This window comes from Comamonas denitrificans, from assembly GCF_017368815.1.
GTDB lineage: Bacteria > Pseudomonadota > Gammaproteobacteria > Burkholderiales > Burkholderiaceae_C > Comamonas > Comamonas denitrificans.
The window spans coordinates 1-17,812 of sequence record NZ_JAFNME010000040.1 but is presented as its reverse complement, the minus strand read 5'-3'; the positions used below and the strand labels follow the sequence as shown (position 1 = coordinate 17,812).

At 62.4% G+C, this 17,812-nt stretch carries 9 protein-coding genes; 6 read left to right on the top strand and 3 right to left on the bottom strand.

Going from position 1 to position 17,812, the window contains the following annotated elements; all coding sequences use genetic code 11:
* The 6 genes from glnL to J1777_RS12930 form a co-directional block, all read left to right on the top strand.
* Positions 1 to 887 (top strand): nitrogen regulation protein NR(II) (glnL, locus tag J1777_RS12955; RefSeq protein WP_207576114.1); only part of this gene is annotated, 887 nt, incomplete at its 5' end.
* A complete protein-coding gene (gene ntrC, locus J1777_RS12950) occupies positions 874 to 2,385 on the top strand; it encodes a nitrogen regulation protein NR(I) (RefSeq protein WP_207576113.1) in 1,512 nt (503 codons plus the stop codon). The genes glnL and ntrC, both read left to right, overlap by 14 nt.
* 242 nt (positions 2,386 to 2,627) lie before the next feature.
* Entirely contained in the window at positions 2,628 to 2,966 is a 339-nt protein-coding gene (locus J1777_RS12945; RefSeq protein WP_207576112.1) for a P-II family nitrogen regulator, read from the top strand.
* A 90-nt stretch (positions 2,967 to 3,056) separates the two neighbouring features.
* Positions 3,057 to 4,397 carry an ammonium transporter gene (locus tag J1777_RS12940; RefSeq protein ID WP_207576111.1) on the top strand — a complete coding sequence of 447 codons (1,341 nt, stop codon included), beginning with the start codon at positions 3,057 to 3,059 and terminating at the stop codon, positions 4,395 to 4,397.
* A 214-nt stretch (positions 4,398 to 4,611) separates the two neighbouring features.
* Entirely contained in the window at positions 4,612 to 9,309 is a 4,698-nt protein-coding gene (locus tag J1777_RS12935; protein WP_207576110.1) for a glutamate synthase-related protein, read from the top strand.
* 20 nt (positions 9,310 to 9,329) lie between these two features.
* Positions 9,330 to 10,784 (top strand): glutamate synthase subunit beta, encoded by a 1,455-nt coding sequence (locus J1777_RS12930; RefSeq protein WP_207576109.1) that lies wholly within the window; start codon positions 9,330 to 9,332, stop codon positions 10,782 to 10,784.
* A gap of 261 nt (positions 10,785 to 11,045) precedes the next feature.
* Here J1777_RS12930 and J1777_RS12925 read toward each other — a convergent pair whose 3' ends face one another.
* Genes J1777_RS12925 through J1777_RS12915 form a run of 3 tightly spaced genes read right to left on the bottom strand, consistent with a single transcriptional unit; the run spans position 11,046 to position 17,669 of the window.
* Entirely contained in the window at positions 11,046 to 14,420 is a 3,375-nt protein-coding gene (locus tag J1777_RS12925) for a DEAD/DEAH box helicase family protein (RefSeq protein ID WP_207576108.1), read from the bottom strand.
* The gene (locus J1777_RS12920; RefSeq protein WP_207576107.1) at positions 14,404 to 15,480 is read right to left on the bottom strand and encodes a PDDEXK nuclease domain-containing protein; all 1,077 of its coding nucleotides are present in this window, start codon (positions 15,478 to 15,480) and stop codon (positions 14,404 to 14,406) included. The genes J1777_RS12925 and J1777_RS12920 overlap by 17 nt, the downstream gene beginning before the upstream one ends.
* The gene (locus J1777_RS12915) at positions 15,480 to 17,669 is read right to left on the bottom strand and encodes a DNA methyltransferase (RefSeq protein WP_207576106.1); all 2,190 of its coding nucleotides are present in this window, start codon (positions 17,667 to 17,669) and stop codon (positions 15,480 to 15,482) included. The genes J1777_RS12920 and J1777_RS12915 overlap by 1 nt, the downstream gene beginning before the upstream one ends.
* Positions 17,670 to 17,812 lie beyond the last annotated feature (143 nt).

Below are 17,812 nucleotides of genomic sequence, written 5' to 3'. Positions count from 1 at the left end.
AGTCGGTCCAGCGGGTGCAGCTCCACCAGCAATTGTTGGCCCCCCCGGAACAAGCGGGCACCCCTGGGGGCCAACAATTGCTGGTGGAGCTGCACCCGCTGGACCGACTGATCCACAACAACCGCGAAGACAGCCTGTTCACCACCAACCAAGCCACCCGCGCCCTGGTGCGCGGCATGGCGCATGAAATCAAAAACCCGCTGGGCGGCATTCGCGGTGCGGCGCAGCTGCTAGAGCGCCAACTGGACAGCGCCGAGCTGCGCGAATACACCGCCGTCATCATCCACGAGGCCGACCGCCTGCGCGCCCTGGCCGACCGGATGCTGGGTGCCCGCCAGCCCCCCGCCTTTGCGCGGGTAAACATCCACCAAATTCTGGAGCGCGTGCGCCGCATCCTGCAGGCCGAAGCGGGCGATGCCGTGCAACTGGTGCGCGATTACGACCCCAGCCTGCCCGAGGTCTGGGCCGATCCCGACCAACTGATTCAGGTCTTTCTCAACATCATGGGCAACGCCGTGCAATGCCTGCTGGAAATGCCCCCCAGTCAGGCGGCCGACAGACTGCCGCCGCGCGTGCTGATCCGTTCGCGCGTGCTGCGCCGCTTCACCATCGGCACGCGCTGCCACGCCCTGCTGTGCCAGGTAGAGATCGAGGACAACGGCCCCGGCATCAGCACCGAGCTGCGCGAGACGGTGTTCTACCCCATGGTCACCGGGCGCTCCCAGGGCACTGGCCTGGGGCTGCCCATTGCCCAGGCCATCATGCAGCAGCACGGCGGCCTGATCGAATGCGAGAGCCAGCCGGGGCAGACCATCTTCAAAGTCCTGGTGCCCTTTCCTCCCACCAACGATGGCACTGCGCCAGGAGATTCCCATGCCCAGCCCTGAGCTTGTCTGGATCATTGACGACGACCAATCCATCCGCTGGGTGCTGGACAAGGCACTGGCCCAAGCCGACCTGCACACCTGCGTCTTTGACAGCGCCGAAGCCGCTCTGGCCAAGCTGGCCAAAGCCCCGCCCAGCGTCATCCTGACCGACATCCGGATGCCCGGCATGGACGGCCTGGGCCTGCTGGCCCAGGTGCGCCAGACCTGCCCGCAGGTGCCGGTGATCATCATGACGGCGCATTCTGACTTGGACAGCGCCATCCAGTCCTACCAAGGCGGGGCCTTTGAGTACCTGCCCAAACCGTTTGACGTGGACGAGGCCGTGGCCCTGGTGCGCCGCGCCCTGGCGCACGCCCGCGAGGCCCGCGCAGCCCTGGACAACCAAAGCGCCACCGCCCCGGCGGACATCCAGACCGACGGCTTGATTGGCGAAGCGCCCGCCATGCAGGAAGTCTTTCGCACCATTGGTCGGCTGTCGCAGTCGCACATCACCGTGCTCATCAATGGCGCATCAGGCACCGGCAAAGAGCTGGTCGCCCAGGCCCTGCACCGCCACAGCCCGCGCCGCGCCGCGCCCTTTATTGCGCTGAACATGGCGGCCATCCCGCGCGACCTGATCGAGTCCGAACTGTTCGGCCACGAGCGCGGTGCCTTCACCGGGGCCACCGCCCAGCGCCAGGGCCGCTTTGAGCAGGCCCAGGGCGGCACGCTGTTTCTCGATGAGATTGGCGACATGCCGCTGGAGGCGCAAACGCGCCTGCTGCGCGTGCTGTCCGAGGGCAGCTTTCACCGCGTGGGCGGGCACACCGCCATCCGTGCCGATGTGCGCATCATTGCCGCCACGCACCAAAACCTGGAAATGCTGGTGCGCCAAGGGCGCTTTCGCGAGGATTTGTTCTACCGCCTGAACGTCATCCGCATCCAGCTGCCCACCCTGAGCGAGCGGCGCGAGGACATCCCCCGCCTGGCCGCTTTTTTCCTGCAGCAAAGCGCGCGCGAGCTGGGCATGGCCCCGCGCACGCTCTCACCCCAGGTGCAGCAGCACTTGGCGCAATGGGACTGGCCGGGCAATGTGCGCCAGCTGGAGAACGTTTGCCGCTGGATCACCGTCATGGCGGCCAGCCGGGAGGTTCACCTCAGCGATCTGCCCTTGGACGTGCAGCAAGCCCCCAAGGCCGCCGCCGAAGGGCTGCCGGGCAACGCAGACAACGCAGGCACCGCCCCCATCACCTGGGAACACGCCTTGGGCCAATGGGCCAGCAACGCCCTGCGCCAGGGCCAGGGCGACTTGCTGCAGCAGGCACTGCCCGCCTTTGAGCGCATCATGATCACCACCGCCCTGCGCCACACGGCCGGCGGCCGCCGCGATGCGGCCCAGCTGCTGGGCTGGGGCCGCAACACGCTCACGCGCAAAATCAAGGAGCTGGGCCTGGAAGCGGCTGCCGCCAGCGAGCACGACGGCGACAGCGACAACCACAGCGACGACGAAGACAGCTGACAACCGCCCCAGGGCCGGCCCCGGTGCCGGCCCTGGCAGGGGCCAAAAACGGGCACCCTCCCACCCCCACGCACAATAACGGGACGAAGCCACCACAGGCCCAGCCCCAAAAATAATAAAAATAATAGCTGTAAGCGCTTTGCCTATAAGCGCAAAGTGCCAAAAACACTCAAACTTTTCATTTCTGGCACGGCTTGTGCTTACCTGCTGGGTATTCATTCACCCTACACCAGGAGCGCACTATGCGGATCGTGACCGCCATCATCAAACCCTTCAAGCTCGACGAGGTGCGCCAGGCGCTCTCAGACCTGGGCATCCGGGGCATCACCGTCACCGAAGTCAAGGGCTTTGGCCGCCAAAAGGGCCACACCGAGCTGTACCGGGGGGCCGAGTACGTGGTCGATTTTCTGCCCAAGGTCAAGGTCGAGGCCGCCGTCGAGGCCAGCCAGGTTGAGCTGGTCATCGAGGCCATCGAAAACGCCGCCCGCACCGGAAAGATCGGCGACGGCAAGATTTTCGTCACCGTGCTGGAGCAGGTGGTGCGCATCCGCACCGGCGAAACCGGCCCCGAAGCCCTGTAGAGCACCCCCTTGCCCCAACGGCGATCTCTCCCTTTTGCCATCCCTTTTTGCCCCCCCCCTTTTGCCACCCTTTTTCTGCAAGAGACTGACATGAAAAAATCACTCCCTGCCATCGCACCAGGCCTACCCCTGGGCCTGCTCCTGGGTTTATCAACGGCTGCGCCCAGGGCCTTCGCCCAAGAAGCGGCCGCCCCGGCCCTGGAAGCCGCAGCCAGCCTCAACGCGGGCGATACCGCGTGGATGCTGACCTCCACCATGCTGGTGATTCTGATGGTCATCCCCGGCCTGGCGCTGTTCTACGGCGGCTTGGTGCGCAGCAAAAACATGCTGTCCGTGCTGGCGCAGGTGTTCACCATCTTTGCGCTGATCACCGTGTTGTGGGCCATTTACGGCTTTTCGCTGACCTTTGGCGGCACAGGGCTGTTTTACGGCGGTTTTGACAAGCTGTTCCTGGCTGGTATCACGCCGGACACGCTCTCAGCCACGCTGGGCACCATTCCTGAATACGTGTTCGTGGCCTTTCAGTCCACCTTTGCCGCCATCACCGTGGCGCTGATCGTCGGCGCATTCGCCGAGCGCATGAAATTCTCCGCCGTGATGATCTTCTCGGTGCTGTGGTTCACCCTGAGCTACATCCCCATGGCGCACATGGTCTGGGGTGGCGGCCTGCTGGCCGAAGATGGGGCGCTGGATTTTGCCGGCGGCACCGTCGTCCACATCAACGCCGCCGTGGCTGGGCTGGTGGGCGCCATCATGGTGGGCAAGCGCATCGGCTTTGGCAAGGAGGCGATGCCGCCGCACAGCCTGACGCTGACCATGGTGGGGGCCTCGCTGCTGTGGGTGGGCTGGTTTGGCTTTAACGCCGGTTCGGCCGGGGCGGCCAACGGCATTGCCGGGCTGGCCTTTATCAACACCATTTTGGCCACCGGCGCAGCCACCGTGGCCTGGCTGGTGGCCGAGGGGCTGCACAAAGGCAAGGCCTCGATGCTGGGGGCGGCCTCGGGGGCGGTGGCGGGGTTGGTCACCATCACCCCGGCGGCAGGCCTTGTCGGGCCGATGGGCTCCATCGCCATGGGCGTGATCGCCGGGCCGCTGTGCCTGTGGGGCGTGTCGGGCCTCAAGCGCCTGCTGAAAGCCGATGATGTGTGCGACGTTTTCGGCATCCACGGCGTGGGCGGCATTCTGGGGGCCATTCTGACCGGCGTGTTCTGCGCCGCCAGCCTGGGTGGGGTGGAGCCGGAGGGCTTTAGCATGGCCGCGCAAGTGTGGGTGCAGTGCAAGAGCGTGCTCATCACCGTGGTCTGGTGCGCGGTGGCCTCGTTCCTGTGCTTCAAGGTGGCTGACCTGCTGGTGGGCCTGCGCGTCTCGGAAGAAGACGAGCGCCGGGGCCTGGACATTGCCGTACACGGCGAGCGGGCCTATGTGTCCTGATGCCTGAGGCCCGATAACGGCGCAGCGCAGCGCCCATGCCCAATATGGGGCATGGGCGCTCTTTTTTGGTGCATGGCAGGGGGTACGGCGGCGCTGCAGCACGCCCCCCTGCGCACCGCCCCAGGGGGAGGTGGGCCCTGCTTCAACTTGGCACGGTGTTTGCTTATCACCGAGAGAACCCCTTTTCCCTTCGCACCAACAAAGTGGCCCTGCTATGACCGAGACGATCCAGACGGTTTTACCGACCCCCGAAGAAATCCACAGCGCCCACGCCCAGGGCCTGTACGCCAATGCCGAGCACGATGCCTGCGGTGTCGGTTTTGTCGCCCACTTGAAAGGCCGTGCTTCCCACGCCATCGTGGCACAGGGCTTACAGATTTTGGAGAACCTGGACCACCGGGGCGCTGTGGGGGCCGACCCACTGATGGGCGATGGTGCCGGGCTGCTGATTCAAATCCCCGATGCCTTCTACCGCGCCGAAATGGCCCGCCAGGGCGTGCAGCTGCCCCCGCCCGGCGAATACGGCGTGGGCATGATTTTTCTGCCCAAAGAGGCGGCCTCGCGCCAGGCCTGCGTGCAAGAGCTGGAACGCGCCATTGCCGCCGAAGGCCAGGTGCTGCTGGGCTGGCGCGATGTGCCGGTGAATACCGCGCTGCCCATGTCGCCGGCCGTGCGCTTGTGCGAGCCGATCATCCGCCAGGTGTTCATTGGCCGGGGCGGTGATGTGCTGGTGCCCGATGCGCTGGAGCGCAAGCTGTACGTGATCCGCAAAACGGCCTCGGCCCGCATCACCGGCCTGCAGCTGACGCACAGCGCCGAGTACTACGTGCCCAGCATGTCGTGTCGCACCGTCATCTACAAAGGGCTGCTGCTGGCCGATCAGGTGGGCCAGTACTACCTGGATTTGCAGGATGAGCGCGTGGTCTCGGCCCTGGCGCTGGTACACCAGCGGTTTTCCACCAACACCTTTCCCTCGTGGCCGCTGGCCCACCCCTACCGGCTGGTGGCGCACAACGGCGAGATCAACACCGTCAAGGGCAACTTCAACTGGATGCGGGCGCGTGAGGGCGTGATGCGCTCGCCCGTGCTGGGCGACGATCTGGCCAAGCTCTACCCCATCACCATGGAGGGCCAGTCCGACACCGCCACCTTCGACAACACGCTGGAGCTGCTGGTCATGGCCGGCTACCCGCTGGCCCAGGCGGTGATGATGATGATCCCCGAAGCCTGGGAGCAGCACGCGCTGATGGATGCGCAGCAACGCGCCTTCTACGAGTACCACGCTTCCATGATGGAGCCGTGGGACGGCCCCGCAGCCATGGTGTTCACCGATGGCCGCCAGATCGGCGCCACGCTGGACCGCAACGGCCTGCGCCCGGCGCGCTTCATCGTCACCGACGACGATCTGGTGGTGCTGGCCTCTGAAGCGGGCGTGCTGCCGATTGCCGAGGAGCGCATCGTCCGCAAATGGCGCTTGCAGCCGGGGCGCATGTTTTTGATCGACCTGGAGCAAGGCCGCATCGTCGAGGACGAAGAGCTCAAACGCCAATACGCCTACGCCCGCCCCTACCGGCAGTGGATCGACAACGTGCGCGTGCGCCTGGACGGCATCCCGGCCCAGGATGCAGCCCCCGGCCTGGCACCGGCAACGCTGCCCCCCCTGCAGCAAGCCTTTGGCTACAGCCAGGAAGACCTGCAGCTGCTGCTCACGCCCATGGCGCTCAACGGCGAGGAAGGCATCGGCTCCATGGGCAACGATGCGCCGCTGGCCGTGCTCTCGCAGCGCAGCAAGCCGCTGACGCACTACTTCCGCCAGCTGTTTGCGCAGGTCACCAACCCGCCCATCGACCCCATCCGCGAGGCGGTGGTGATGTCACTGGTGTCCTTCATCGGCCCGCGCCCCAACCTGCTGGACATCAACGCCGTGAACCCGCCGCTGCGCCTGGAGGTGAGCCAGCCGGTGCTCGATGCCGGGGCCATGGCGCGGCTGCGCCAGATTGGGCAGCACACCGGCGGCAAGCTGCGCAGCTGCGAGATCGACATCACCTACCCCGCGCCCTGGGGGGCCGACGGCATCGAGGCGCGGCTGGCCTCGCTGTGCTCGCTGGCGGTGCAAACCATCCAGACAGGCAGCAACATCCTGATCCTGACCGACCGGGGCGTGTGCGCTGAGCGCATTGCCATTCCGGCGCTGCTGGCGCTGTCGGCCATCCACCACCACCTGGTGCGCGAAGGGCTGCGCACCGCCGCCGGGCTGGTGGTGGAAACCGGCAGCGCCCGCGAGGTACACCACTTTGCCGTGCTGGCCGGGTATGGGGCCGAGGCCGTCCACCCCTGGCTGGCGCTGGAAACCCTGGCGCACCTGGCCCCCAGCCTGGGCACCACGCCGCAAAAGGCGCAGGCCAACTTCATCAAGGCGGTGGGCAAGGGCCTGTCCAAAATCATGTCCAAGATGGGCATCAGCACCTATATGTCGTACTGCGGGGCGCAAATTTTTGAGGCCGTGGGCCTGAACGCCACGCTGGTGGACAAATACTTCCACGGCACGGCCAGCCAGATCGGCGGCATTGGCCTCTTCGATGTGGCCGAAGAAACCCTGCGCCAGCACCGCGCGGCCTACGCCCGCCAGCCCACACTGCAGCCGCTGATGGACGCAGGCGGCGAATACGCCTGGCGGGCCACCGGCGAAGCACACATGTGGACCCCGGACGCCATCGCCAAGCTGCAGCACAGCACGCGCGCCAACCGCTACGACAGCTACGAGGAATACGCCCGCATCATCAACGACCAAAGCGAGCGCCAGATGACGCTGCGCGGCCTGTTCGAGTTCAAGATCGACCCGGCCCGGGCCGTGCCGCTGGAGGAAGTGGAACCGGCAGCGGAAATCGTCAAGCGCTTTGCCACGGGTGCCATGAGCCTGGGCTCGATCTCGACCGAGGCGCACGTCAATCTGGCCATCGCCATGAACCGCATCGGCGGCAAAAGCAACACCGGCGAGGGCGGCGAAGACCCGGCGCGCTACCGCGAAGAGCTGCGCGGCCTCTCCATCCGCAAGGGCAAGCGCCTGAGCGAGGTGCTGGGCGATGTGCTCGAGGTGGACTACACCCTGCAAGAAGGCGACAGCCTGCGCTCCAAGATCAAGCAAGTGGCTTCCGGGCGCTTTGGCGTGACCACGGGCTACCTGGTCTCGGCCGACCAAATCCAGATCAAGATGGCGCAAGGGGCCAAACCCGGCGAAGGCGGCCAGCTGCCCGGCGGCAAGGTATCGGACTACATCGGGCGGCTGCGCCACTCGGTGCCGGGCGTGGGCCTGATCTCGCCACCGCCGCACCACGACATTTATTCCATCGAAGACCTGGCCCAGCTCATCCACGACCTGAAGAACGTCAATCCGCAGGCGGATGTGTCGGTCAAGCTGGTGTCCGAAGTGGGCGTGGGCACGATTGCCGCCGGGGTGGCCAAGGCCAAGGCCGACCACATTGTGATTGCCGGGCACGACGGCGGCACGGGCGCATCGCCCTGGTCGTCCATCAAGCACGCAGGCACGCCGTGGGAACTGGGGCTGGCCGAAACCCAGCAAACCCTGGTCTTGAACCGCCTGCGCGGCCGGGTGCGCGTGCAAACCGACGGCCAGCTCAAAACCGGGCGCGACGTGGTGATTGCCGCCCTTCTGGGCGCGGACGAGTTCGGTTTTGCCACCGCGCCGCTGGTGGTCTCGGGCTGCATCATGATGCGCAAATGCCACCTCAACACCTGCCCGGTGGGCGTGGCCACGCAAGACCCGGTGCTGCGCCAGCGCTTTTCGGGCAAGCCCGAAGAGGTGGTGAACTTCTTCTTTTTCGTGGCCGAAGAAGCCCGCCGCCTGATGGCCCAACTGGGCGTGCGCCGCTTTGACGACCTGATCGGCCGCGCCGACCTGCTCGACACCCGCAAAGGCGTAGCGCACTGGAAAGCCCAGGGCCTGGACTTCAGCCGTGTGCTGGCCCTGGCCCCCGCCCCGGCCGACGTGCCGCGCCGCCATGTGGACGTGCAAGCGCACGGGCTGGAAAACGCCCTGGACCAGCAGCTTATCGCCCAAGCGCAGGTGGCTTTGGCCCACGGCCAGCCGCAGCAACTGCGCGTGCCGGCCCGCAACGTCCACCGCTCGGTCGGCGCAATGCTCTCCGGCGAGCTCATCCGCCGCCACCCGGACGGCCTGCCCGACGGCTGCTTGCAGGTGCAGTTCGAGGGCACAGGCGGGCAAAGCTTTGGGGCCTTCCTGGCCCGTGGCATCACTTTCGATTTAACGGGGCAGGCCAACGACTACACCGGCAAGGGCCTCTCGGGTGGCCGCCTGGTGGTGCATCCGCATGCTGACTTCAAGGGCAACGCGGCACAGAACATCATCGTCGGCAACACGGTGCTGTACGGCGCGACCTCGGGCGAAGCCTTTTTTGCCGGAGTGGCCGGCGAGCGCTTTGCCGTGCGCCTGTCGGGCGCCAGCGCGGTGGTGGAAGGCACCGGCGACCACGGCTGCGAATACATGACCGGCGGCACCGTGCTGGTGCTGGGGGCCACGGGGCGCAACTTTGCCGCTGGCATGTCCGGCGGCGTGGCCTACGTGTACGACGCCGACGGCAGCTTTGCCGGGCGCTGCAACCTGGCCCAGGTGGCCCTGGATGACGTGCTGCCCGCAGCGCAGCAAATCGCCGCAGGCATCCCCCTGCACCAGGGCGAGGCGGACGAGGCCCTGCTGCTGCGCCTGCTGCAACAGCACCACACGCTCACCGGCTCGGCCCAGGCGGCCGCGCTGCTGGCGCAATGGCCAGCCGTGCGCTCGCGCTTCGTCAAAGTCTTCCCCCACGAATACCGCCGCGCCCTGAGCACGCAGCAAGCCAACGCTGCAACGGCACAAGAAGCGGCCCTGGCCTGAACCGAACAAGGAACACCATCATGGGAAAAATCACAGGTTTTTTGGAATTTGCCCGCGTCGAGGAAAGCAGCGAGCGCGTGGAACTGCGCCTGCACCACCACCGGGAGTTTGTGCAGCACCTCAGCCCCGAACAGGCCCGCCAGCAAGGCAGCCGCTGCATGGACTGCGGCACGCCCTTTTGCCACAACAGCTGCCCGGTGAACAACGTGATTCCGGACTTCAACGACTTGGTGTACCAGGACGACTGGCAACGCGCCAGCACCGTGCTGCACGCCACCAACAACTTCCCGGAATTTACGGGCCGCATCTGCCCCGCGCCGTGCGAAGCAGCCTGCACGCTGAACATCAACAGCCAGCCAGTGGGCATCAAAAGCATCGAGCACGCCATCATCGACCGGGCGTGGGCTGAAGGGTGGGTGCAACCCCAGCCCGCCGCCCACAGGACTGGCAAGCGCGTGGCCGTCATCGGCTCCGGCCCAGCCGGGCTGGCCGCCGCCCAGCAACTGGCCCGCGCCGGTCACGCCGTGACGGTGTTCGAGAAAAACGAGAGCATTGGCGGCTTGCTGCGCTTTGGCATTCCTGACTTTAAGCTAGAAAAATCTCACATCGACCGGCGCATTGACCAATTGATCGCCGAAGGCGTGGTGTTCCGCACCAACACCCTGGTCGGGGCGGTGCAAGAAGCCCCCCAGGGCGTAACCGTGGTCAGCCCCGAAGAATTGCACCGCAGCTTCGATGCCCTGCTGCTGGCCGGCGGCGCAGAAACCTCGCGCGACCTGCCCGTGCCGGGGCGCGATCTGGCCGGCGTGCATTTCGCCATGGAGTACCTGCCGCAGCAAAACCGTGCCAATGCCGGCGTGGCCCTGCCCGCCCCCATCAGTGCCCAAGGCAAACACGTCATCGTCATCGGCGGCGGCGATACCGGCTCCGATTGCGTCGGCACCGCCAACCGCCAGGGCGCGGCCAGCGTGGTGCAGTTCGAGCTGCTGCCCATGCCCCCGCAGCACGAGGACAAAGCGCTGACGTGGCCCTATTGGCCCGTGAAGCTGCGCACCTCGTCCAGCCACCAAGAAGGTTGCGAACGCGAATTTGCCATTGCCACCAAAGCCTTTAACGGCGCGCAAGGCCAGGTCACCGGCCTGACCACCGTGCGCATGCAGATGCAAAACGGGCAGCTGACCGAAGTGGCTGGCACCGAGCAGCATTGGCCCGCCGACCTGGTACTGCTGGCCATGGGCTTTACCGGCCCCCGGCCCGAGCTGCTGGCGCAGCTGGGCGTGGCCACCGACGCCCGTGGCAACGCCCAGGCCAGCACCGATGCCGCCCATGGCTACGCCACCAGCGTGCCCGGCGTGTTTGCGGCTGGCGACATGCGCCGGGGCCAGTCGCTCATCGTCTGGGCCATCCGCGAAGGCCGCCAAGCCGCCCGCGCCGTGGATGCCTTCCTCATGGGCAGCAGCCAGCTGCCGCGTTGAGAACGTGTTCATGATCTCGAATGAAGGTGTGGGGGATGCGGTTCGGGATGGGTTGCGAGGCGCAAACCACAGCAATAGCTTGGCTATTGCGAGGATTTGCAACGACGCAGACCGCCCGAAGCCGCGCCCGCACACCCATGAGGAGATCGTGAACACGTTCTGAGGGCTATAAGCGCCATCTGGTGACTTTGAGCGGGATGACCGCCATCCCGCTCGTACTACTCTGGATTTTGTCTATGTGCTGTGCATCGTATGCGGCGCCTACACCAGGTTTGCAAATAGCTTCCTTAAGTAGGCGCTGGCACCATCCTCCATGAACAACACGTTGCGGCTTTCCAAATCGGCCTTCTTTGTCGGGTCGCCCACGTTCAGCAAATCGGCAAACTTGGTGGGCGAGAGAACAAAAGCATTTAAGACCAGCGGTGCTTCTCCCACCTTGGCTTGGGCCGCCAGTGTCGCTTCGAGGGTCTTCACTTCCTTGTACAGGCCCAGCTTGGGATGCGAAAGATCGAGATTGCGCAACCCCTTGGGATCGACAAAAGTCAGCCACTGCTTGCCGGTAGCGTCATCCACCAGCCACAGCAGGAAGTCTGGATAGAAGTTACCCGCCAACGCGAAGCCCAGACCCTTATCTGCACTGGCGGCATTGCGCAGCAGATACAGGCTGCGCGGGCCAATGACTTCCTTGCCTTCGCTGGAGTTGTAGAACGCTTCAAGATCACGGACAAAGGTCACTTCACTCGGCGCACCAAGCCCCAAAGGCTTGAGCTTCAAAGGAACGAGATCTTTGTCCCCATCCTGCTCGAAGCTGAACAACGGGTAAAACAAGTGCCGGTCGAAGCTGATGGCCACCATGTGCGGCGCATTCCACTTACTGGCCTCGCCCAGCTGGCCGTCTGCCACCAGCTTCTTCAGCACTTCCAGCTTCTTTTGGTATTCAAGACCGTCGTCGTTGTTCTCGATCTCGAACTGGTATAGCTTGAGCATCGACCCGTGATTTTCATCAATGTGGGTGATGTCGTAGAACTGGCCTTCATAGCCCGTCTTCAGTGCCTTGTAGAAGCGGTCGGTGTAGTCCGTCAGCAGTCGAAGCAGGATGTCTTCCTGCTTGCGGATGTCGGCGAAGGTCGTCACGTTCAGTTCCGCATTTGGCACGAACAGCGTGTACCAGTCCTGCGCACCCGCGCAGAAGTCGATCAGCTTCTGCCGATCCAACCGCAGGTTGCTCCAGCTGCGCTGCAACTTGTAATCCTGCAGGGCCAGATAGATGCGATCCCAATTGAAAGCCGGGAACAGCGTCTGATTCAACGTGCCCTTGTTGCGGGCTTCCGCCGCAGGTGCTGGTGTGCCCTTGTCCTTGCTGGACAGCGCTTCAACACGTGGGTACAGATCAAGCACCACATGAGGCGGCTTGATCTTGCCCTGGAACTGCGCGGGGATTTCGTACAGCCTGGGGAAGTGCGTGCGCTTAAACCCCAGTTTCTGGTTGTCCTTGTAGCCATCCTTCAGCGCCAAGGTCTTGAGCTTGCCTTTGGGCAGATTGGCCCGGGTTGGGAAGTCCAGCTCCAGCACTTCATCACTGGGTGCGATGCCTTCCTCGCGCAGGTAGTCCTTGAACGTAGCCATGTAGTCTGCTTTTACGCCGAAGATGTTCAGCGACTCCAGCTTCTCCAGGTGCAGCCCTCGGGGTCTTTCGTGCGGCAAGCTGCGCTTGAGCGAAAAGTCTTTTCCCTTCAGGCGCACGCCACGCCCGAACAGTTGAATGATCTGAGAACCCTCACCCTTGCCCATATTCAACAAGCCCATCGTCGAGACGCGCCAACTGCTCCAGCCCTCGGTAAATTTGCGCGAGCCGATCAGCACGTTCAGGCGGCTGTCCCTGTCGTTCAGCGTGCCGAACAGCGTGCCGCCGAAGTCGTCACGCTCACTGTCGAAGGCATTTGCGTCCTCCGCCATGGCAAAAAAGCCTGCATCGTCGCCAATGTTGATCAGGCCGAAGGGATCGGCATCGCCCACGCGCAAGGCCAGCTCGCCCTTGCTGCTTTTGAGATTGACCAGCTTCAACCGCTGGCGGGCCGGGGCATTGAACACACGCAGCAGAATGTCGGCGTACAACTCGTCCACACGACCGCCAAAGCCCATCAGGGGCGTGAAGCGACCGCTGAAGATGTTGTTGCCCTTAGCGTCCAAAATTTGCGCCTTGTCGGCAATCAGGTCAGCCAGCCAGGTTTTGATCTGCACGTCGCTGTTCAGGAAGTCAGCCAGGAAGTTCACCACTTCCAGAATGTCAGATTCTTCCCCCGACACTGTGTTGCCCACAAACACCCACAGCGGTTTTTCGATGTTGAAGTCAGCAAGCTTTGATCCGTGCGTGCTCCACAGCCACAGCTGCTGGTAATACGAAAGCAGACAGGCCGTGAAGTATTTGCGGGCGTTGTCCGCCTGCGCGTAGGCATCGCCATGCATGTTGAGGATCAGCGACTCTTTGCCGTAGCCGTCCTCATAGAAAAACTTGTACGAGTAATCGAAGAGGATGCACTTGGCGTAAATCTCGCGCGTAGCGGTGATGCGCGCGCGGCGCTTGTCATCCAAGGTCAGCGCAAGCTGCGCTTTCTGCCCATCGTCCAGGCTGCGCAGGCTGGTGGTGCCCCACAGCATCTTGGCGCGCTTTTTCTGGATCTCTTCTTCCGCCGCCGCCACGGTCATACCCTTGGCCACGGCCTGCCCGAAGGTGGCTGAGTACTCAAAGGCAAAACCGCCGCGCACCAGCGCATCGCGCCGCGCCATCCACGCGCCTGCCGCCGTGCCCGTGCCGCGATGCCCTTCGTCCACCAGCACCAGGTTGTTGCCCTCAAAGGCATCCACGGCGACGGTCTTGTCGCCCATCTCATCGCCCAGCTTGTTGATGTCGATGACTTCGATGGTGCCGCGCGCAGGCGACTGGGCCTTGTTAAAGAACTGCGAGAACCCGAAGCCGGACAAGTGCAGCTCCTCCAGGTGCTGACGGCTCAAGCCTTCATTGGGCGTGAGCAGGATGATTTTGTCGGGATAGACGCCGGCCACACCCTGCTGGAAATAGTGCAGATACTGACGGATATTGACGTGCAGCAGCAGCGTCTTGCCGCTGCCGGTGGCGTTCCAGAAGGCGATCTTGTTCAGATCATCCGCCTCAAAATCGCGGAACGGCTCCGCGCCGTTCTCGGCGCGGTAGCGCGCCATTTCCTCGTTCAGGCCATCGAGCAAGTCCTGACGGTGGTTGAAGTACCAGTCCAGATACAGCTCCGTGAACAGCAGCGAAAGGTACTGGAAGTACTTCATCTGCAACTCAAAGCCTTCGTGCTTATTGCGCTGGGCGGTGATGGCCTGCCAGTGGGCAACGACGTTCAGGTCATAGCGCCGCAGGTCGGCATCGGGCACCTTGTTCGGGTCGAACAAGCCACGAATCAGCTCATGGAAAAACTTGGTCTGGCCGTCCTCGTCGATGCCCTCGAAGCGGTCATCGCCCAGGCGCATCTTGAGCGCCGAAAGCTGGCCGCCCTGAAAGAAGCCCAGCACCCAGCGATTGAGTACCAGCTCCTGATGGAAGCTGCGCTTCTTGCCTGCGCTCTTCCTGGTGAATTTATTCTTCGTTGCCACGGCTGGCCTCCTGTTCGCCCAACTCCATTGCCAGGCGGATGGCTTCAGCCTCCCGCGCCAGTTCGGTGCGCAGCTCTTCCTCGCTGGGCAATATCAGTTTGTAGCGGCTGGCAAAAAGCTGCTCGCTGCCGTTGAGCACCGAGTAGCGCACCACAGAATGGTCTTTGTCCTCGCACAGCAAAATGCCCACCGTGGGGTTGTCGCCCTCCCCGCGCTTTAAGTCGTCGTACATGCGCACATACATGTCCATCTGGCCAATGTCTTGGTGCGTCAGCTCAGTGGTTTTCAGGTCGATCAGCACAAAGCACTTGAGCAGGTAGTTGTAGAACACCAGATCAATGTAGAAATCCTTGCTCTCGGTGCTGATGCGCTGCTGCCGGGCCACAAACGCAAAACCTTTGCCCAACTCCAGCAAAAAGGCTTGCAGCTTGTCCATCAAGCCCTGTTCCAGCCCCACCTCCAACAGCTTTCCGCTACCGGGCAAGCCCAAAAACTCCAGCATCACCGGGTCACGCACAAAGGCACGGGGTGACTGCTCCAGACGAGCCAGGTTGTGCCCTGCTTCAGCGGCAACCGCCGCCTTGTCCTGGCTGAGCAGCAGGCGCTCGTAAAACAGCGTGCCGATCTGCCGCTCCAGCGCGCGGGTGCTCCAGTTCTGGGTGGCCGCTTCAGTCATGTACCACTGGCGAGCCTCGGCACTATCCACGCGGGTGAGCAGGCGGTAATGCGTCCAGCTCAATTCGGAACGCACTGCGTCCCAAATTGGAAAGGCCTGAAAAAACGCCCGCATGTGGCGCAAGTTGCGCTCATCAAAGCCCTTGCCGAACTCGGCAGTGAGCTGCCCGGCCAGCATGGGCAACAGGCGCTTGCCATAAGCCGCACGCGCTGCGCCGCCCTGTTCGAATTCCACAATATGCCGTCCCACCTGCCAGCAGGTTTGCACCTGTATCACATCCACCGCGCGCAGCGCCCGGCTGCGGGCATCGCTGATGAGCTGGCGCAGCGTGCCCAACAAAGGTGAAAGACTGATGCCTTCACCCAGGCTATTTTCTTCAGCCATCACACATCCTCCACGCTGAACATGCGCTGCAGGAACTCCGGCTCAATCTGGCGCAGCTTGAGCACGCGCGTCACTGGGCCACTTTCACCGCCTTCCTCCGCCGTCTGCGTCAGCACGGTGGGAATGTTGTGGTCGCCGTTGATATAGACCACGTCAAACTCGTTGTCCGACGGGTTGATGGCCAGCCTGTCGCAGAGTTTGGTTACACCTTCGTAATCCAGCACATCGCAGTCGCGCCACAGCACCAGGCAGCTTTCGCCGCTGGGCAGCGTGCCAGTCACGGTGACAAAGCCGCGCTGCGGTTGCGCGTCGATGTGCTTTACCCGCAGGCCGATCAGGTAATTGAAGGTCTCGACCAGATCGACTTTCCGTGTTTCGTACGCGCCTGCCGAATCCACGGCGATATTGAGCTGGTAGTCAAAGGGCTTTTTGAAGTCTTCCACCGACAGCAGCGAGCCACGGCTTTCCACGTCCAGCAGGTAGTTGAGCAGATAGTCGTCCTTGGCCTGCTGCGGCAGGGTGCCGAACATTTCGCTCTGCGCGGCAGTACGGCGCAATTGCAGGTTGTTCAGGGTGTCTTCGTAGCTTTCGAGTTTGAGGACTTTGAAGCAGTGGGAGATACCGGTGACAGGAGCAGTTGGTTTCTCGCTTGTCCACTCAGCTGAGAAAACGACCTTCTGAAGTCGAGGTTTAATGACAGTATCAAAGTGCTGACCCTGCTCGATCAGGATGTAGTTCCTTTTCCCATTGTCCTCTCTGTTTAGGTCGATTACCGCGTGTGCCGTCGTTCCGGAACCTGCGAAGTAGTCCAAGTAAATAGGCGATGCACCAATTTTTAATAAGTAGGAAATGAGGTCTTTCGGTTTTGGATAAGAGAATTCTAGACCCATATCTTCGAGGGCGTATTTCATCTTCTCGGTGGTAGAGAAATTCCGCAATACGGAAATGATATTTCGTGCAGACGCTTTGGTTTTTTTGTAATAAACCGTTCCATTCTCAGTCAGGTAAAACTCCATGACCCCACCTTCGTCGGGAAACGGTTGGCATCCGTTCTGGATGAACCGCTGAAGCTTTTTTAGGTTGGCCCAGCCCGCACAAACTGTCAGATCATTGTCTAGTTTGAAGTCAGAATAGGTCGAATGATTGCGCTTAATTGGAAACGAGACACCATATTTCCTGATTAGATCCCTTGGAAAATATTTCTGCTCTCCCAATTCCTCGAAAAACTGCGACTCAGGCACATTCGCATTAATCACGCCATATTCGGAAGTGACGGGGAAGCCCTTTGGCAAAATGACTTCAGAGTATGGATTTGCAGGCCCGTTTTTTGTGATTGAATTCTCCGCAACATTTTTCCATAGATTGCTCTCGGCCCGAGTATTTGGATCAATCACATCACCATATGCGGCGTACTTTGATTTCTGCGACAAAGTTACATATTCATGATTGATCTTGATGTCAAACTGGTTGTCAGTGTGGCCATCTGTATTCCAAACCAAATTTGCTTTCACGTGATACGACAGGTCGGAAAAATTTTTTTTCAAGTTCTCGTTTTCGTTGTCATCATTACTAACAAAAACCATTCCGTCGTCGGTCACCAGGGGATGTAGCGCTGCCAGCCCTTCGCGAATCAAACAGCCCCAGCTAGACCGCTGATAGCCGTCTTTGTACATAAAGCCATCACGACCGGTGTTATACGGCGGGTCGATGTACGTGCATTTGATCTCTCCCCGATAGCGCTCTCTTAGCAAGTTCAGTGCTTGGAAGTTATCCCCGTGAATGAGCAGGCCGCTAATCGCCGAATCCATGTCTTCCATTTGCTGCATTAACGACGACTTGAAATCGACTGAAAACAAGCTTGTATCCACCATCCGATACGGCGCAGCCTTCAAGTCCTCCACCGTCCCCGGCGCGTCGCCATCCCAAACGCCCAGCTGTTTCCAACGCGCCCATTGCTGCGGGTTCGCTACCACTTCCGGCCACAGCGCTTCCGGCACCCGATCCAGCGTGATGCAGTAGTGGCTGGAGACAACGAACTTCTTTTTCAGCCACAGTTTCTTCTGGAAGTCTTCCAGCTGGGCCAAAAAAGTGATCAGCTCCAGCGCAATGCTGCGCAGGCACTGAATCATGCGCAGGTTCTTTTCGATGTCGGCAAATGCGCCCGCGTTCTGCACATCATCCAGGTGCATGACTTCGTTCTTGATAGGCTTTGTTGCACAAGTCGAAAAAAGTCGATATGACCCCTACCCCAGACGCAGCTACGCCACAGCAGGCACCGCCACCGTTGTGGGGCACCCAAGTTGCGTGAATCGGTTGAGCAAGGCCACCCGCA

Bases quoted from the DNA above. Each gene is read 5' to 3' on its own strand.
- ntrC (WP_207576113.1), top strand. From the start codon at position 874: ATGCCCAGCCCTGAGCTTGTCTGGATCATTGACGACGACCAATCCATC.
- J1777_RS12945 (WP_207576112.1), top strand. From the start codon at position 2,628: ATGCGGATCGTGACCGCCATCATCAAACCCTTCAAGCTCGACGAGGTG.
- J1777_RS12940 (WP_207576111.1), top strand. From the start codon at position 3,057: ATGAAAAAATCACTCCCTGCCATCGCACCAGGCCTACCCCTGGGCCTG.
- J1777_RS12935 (WP_207576110.1), top strand. From the start codon at position 4,612: ATGACCGAGACGATCCAGACGGTTTTACCGACCCCCGAAGAAATCCAC.
- J1777_RS12930 (WP_207576109.1), top strand. From the start codon at position 9,330: ATGGGAAAAATCACAGGTTTTTTGGAATTTGCCCGCGTCGAGGAAAGC.
- J1777_RS12920 (WP_207576107.1), bottom strand. From the start codon at position 15,480: ATGGCTGAAGAAAATAGCCTGGGTGAAGGCATCAGTCTTTCACCTTTG.
- J1777_RS12915 (WP_207576106.1), bottom strand. From the start codon at position 17,669: ATGCACCTGGATGATGTGCAGAACGCGGGCGCATTTGCCGACATCGAA.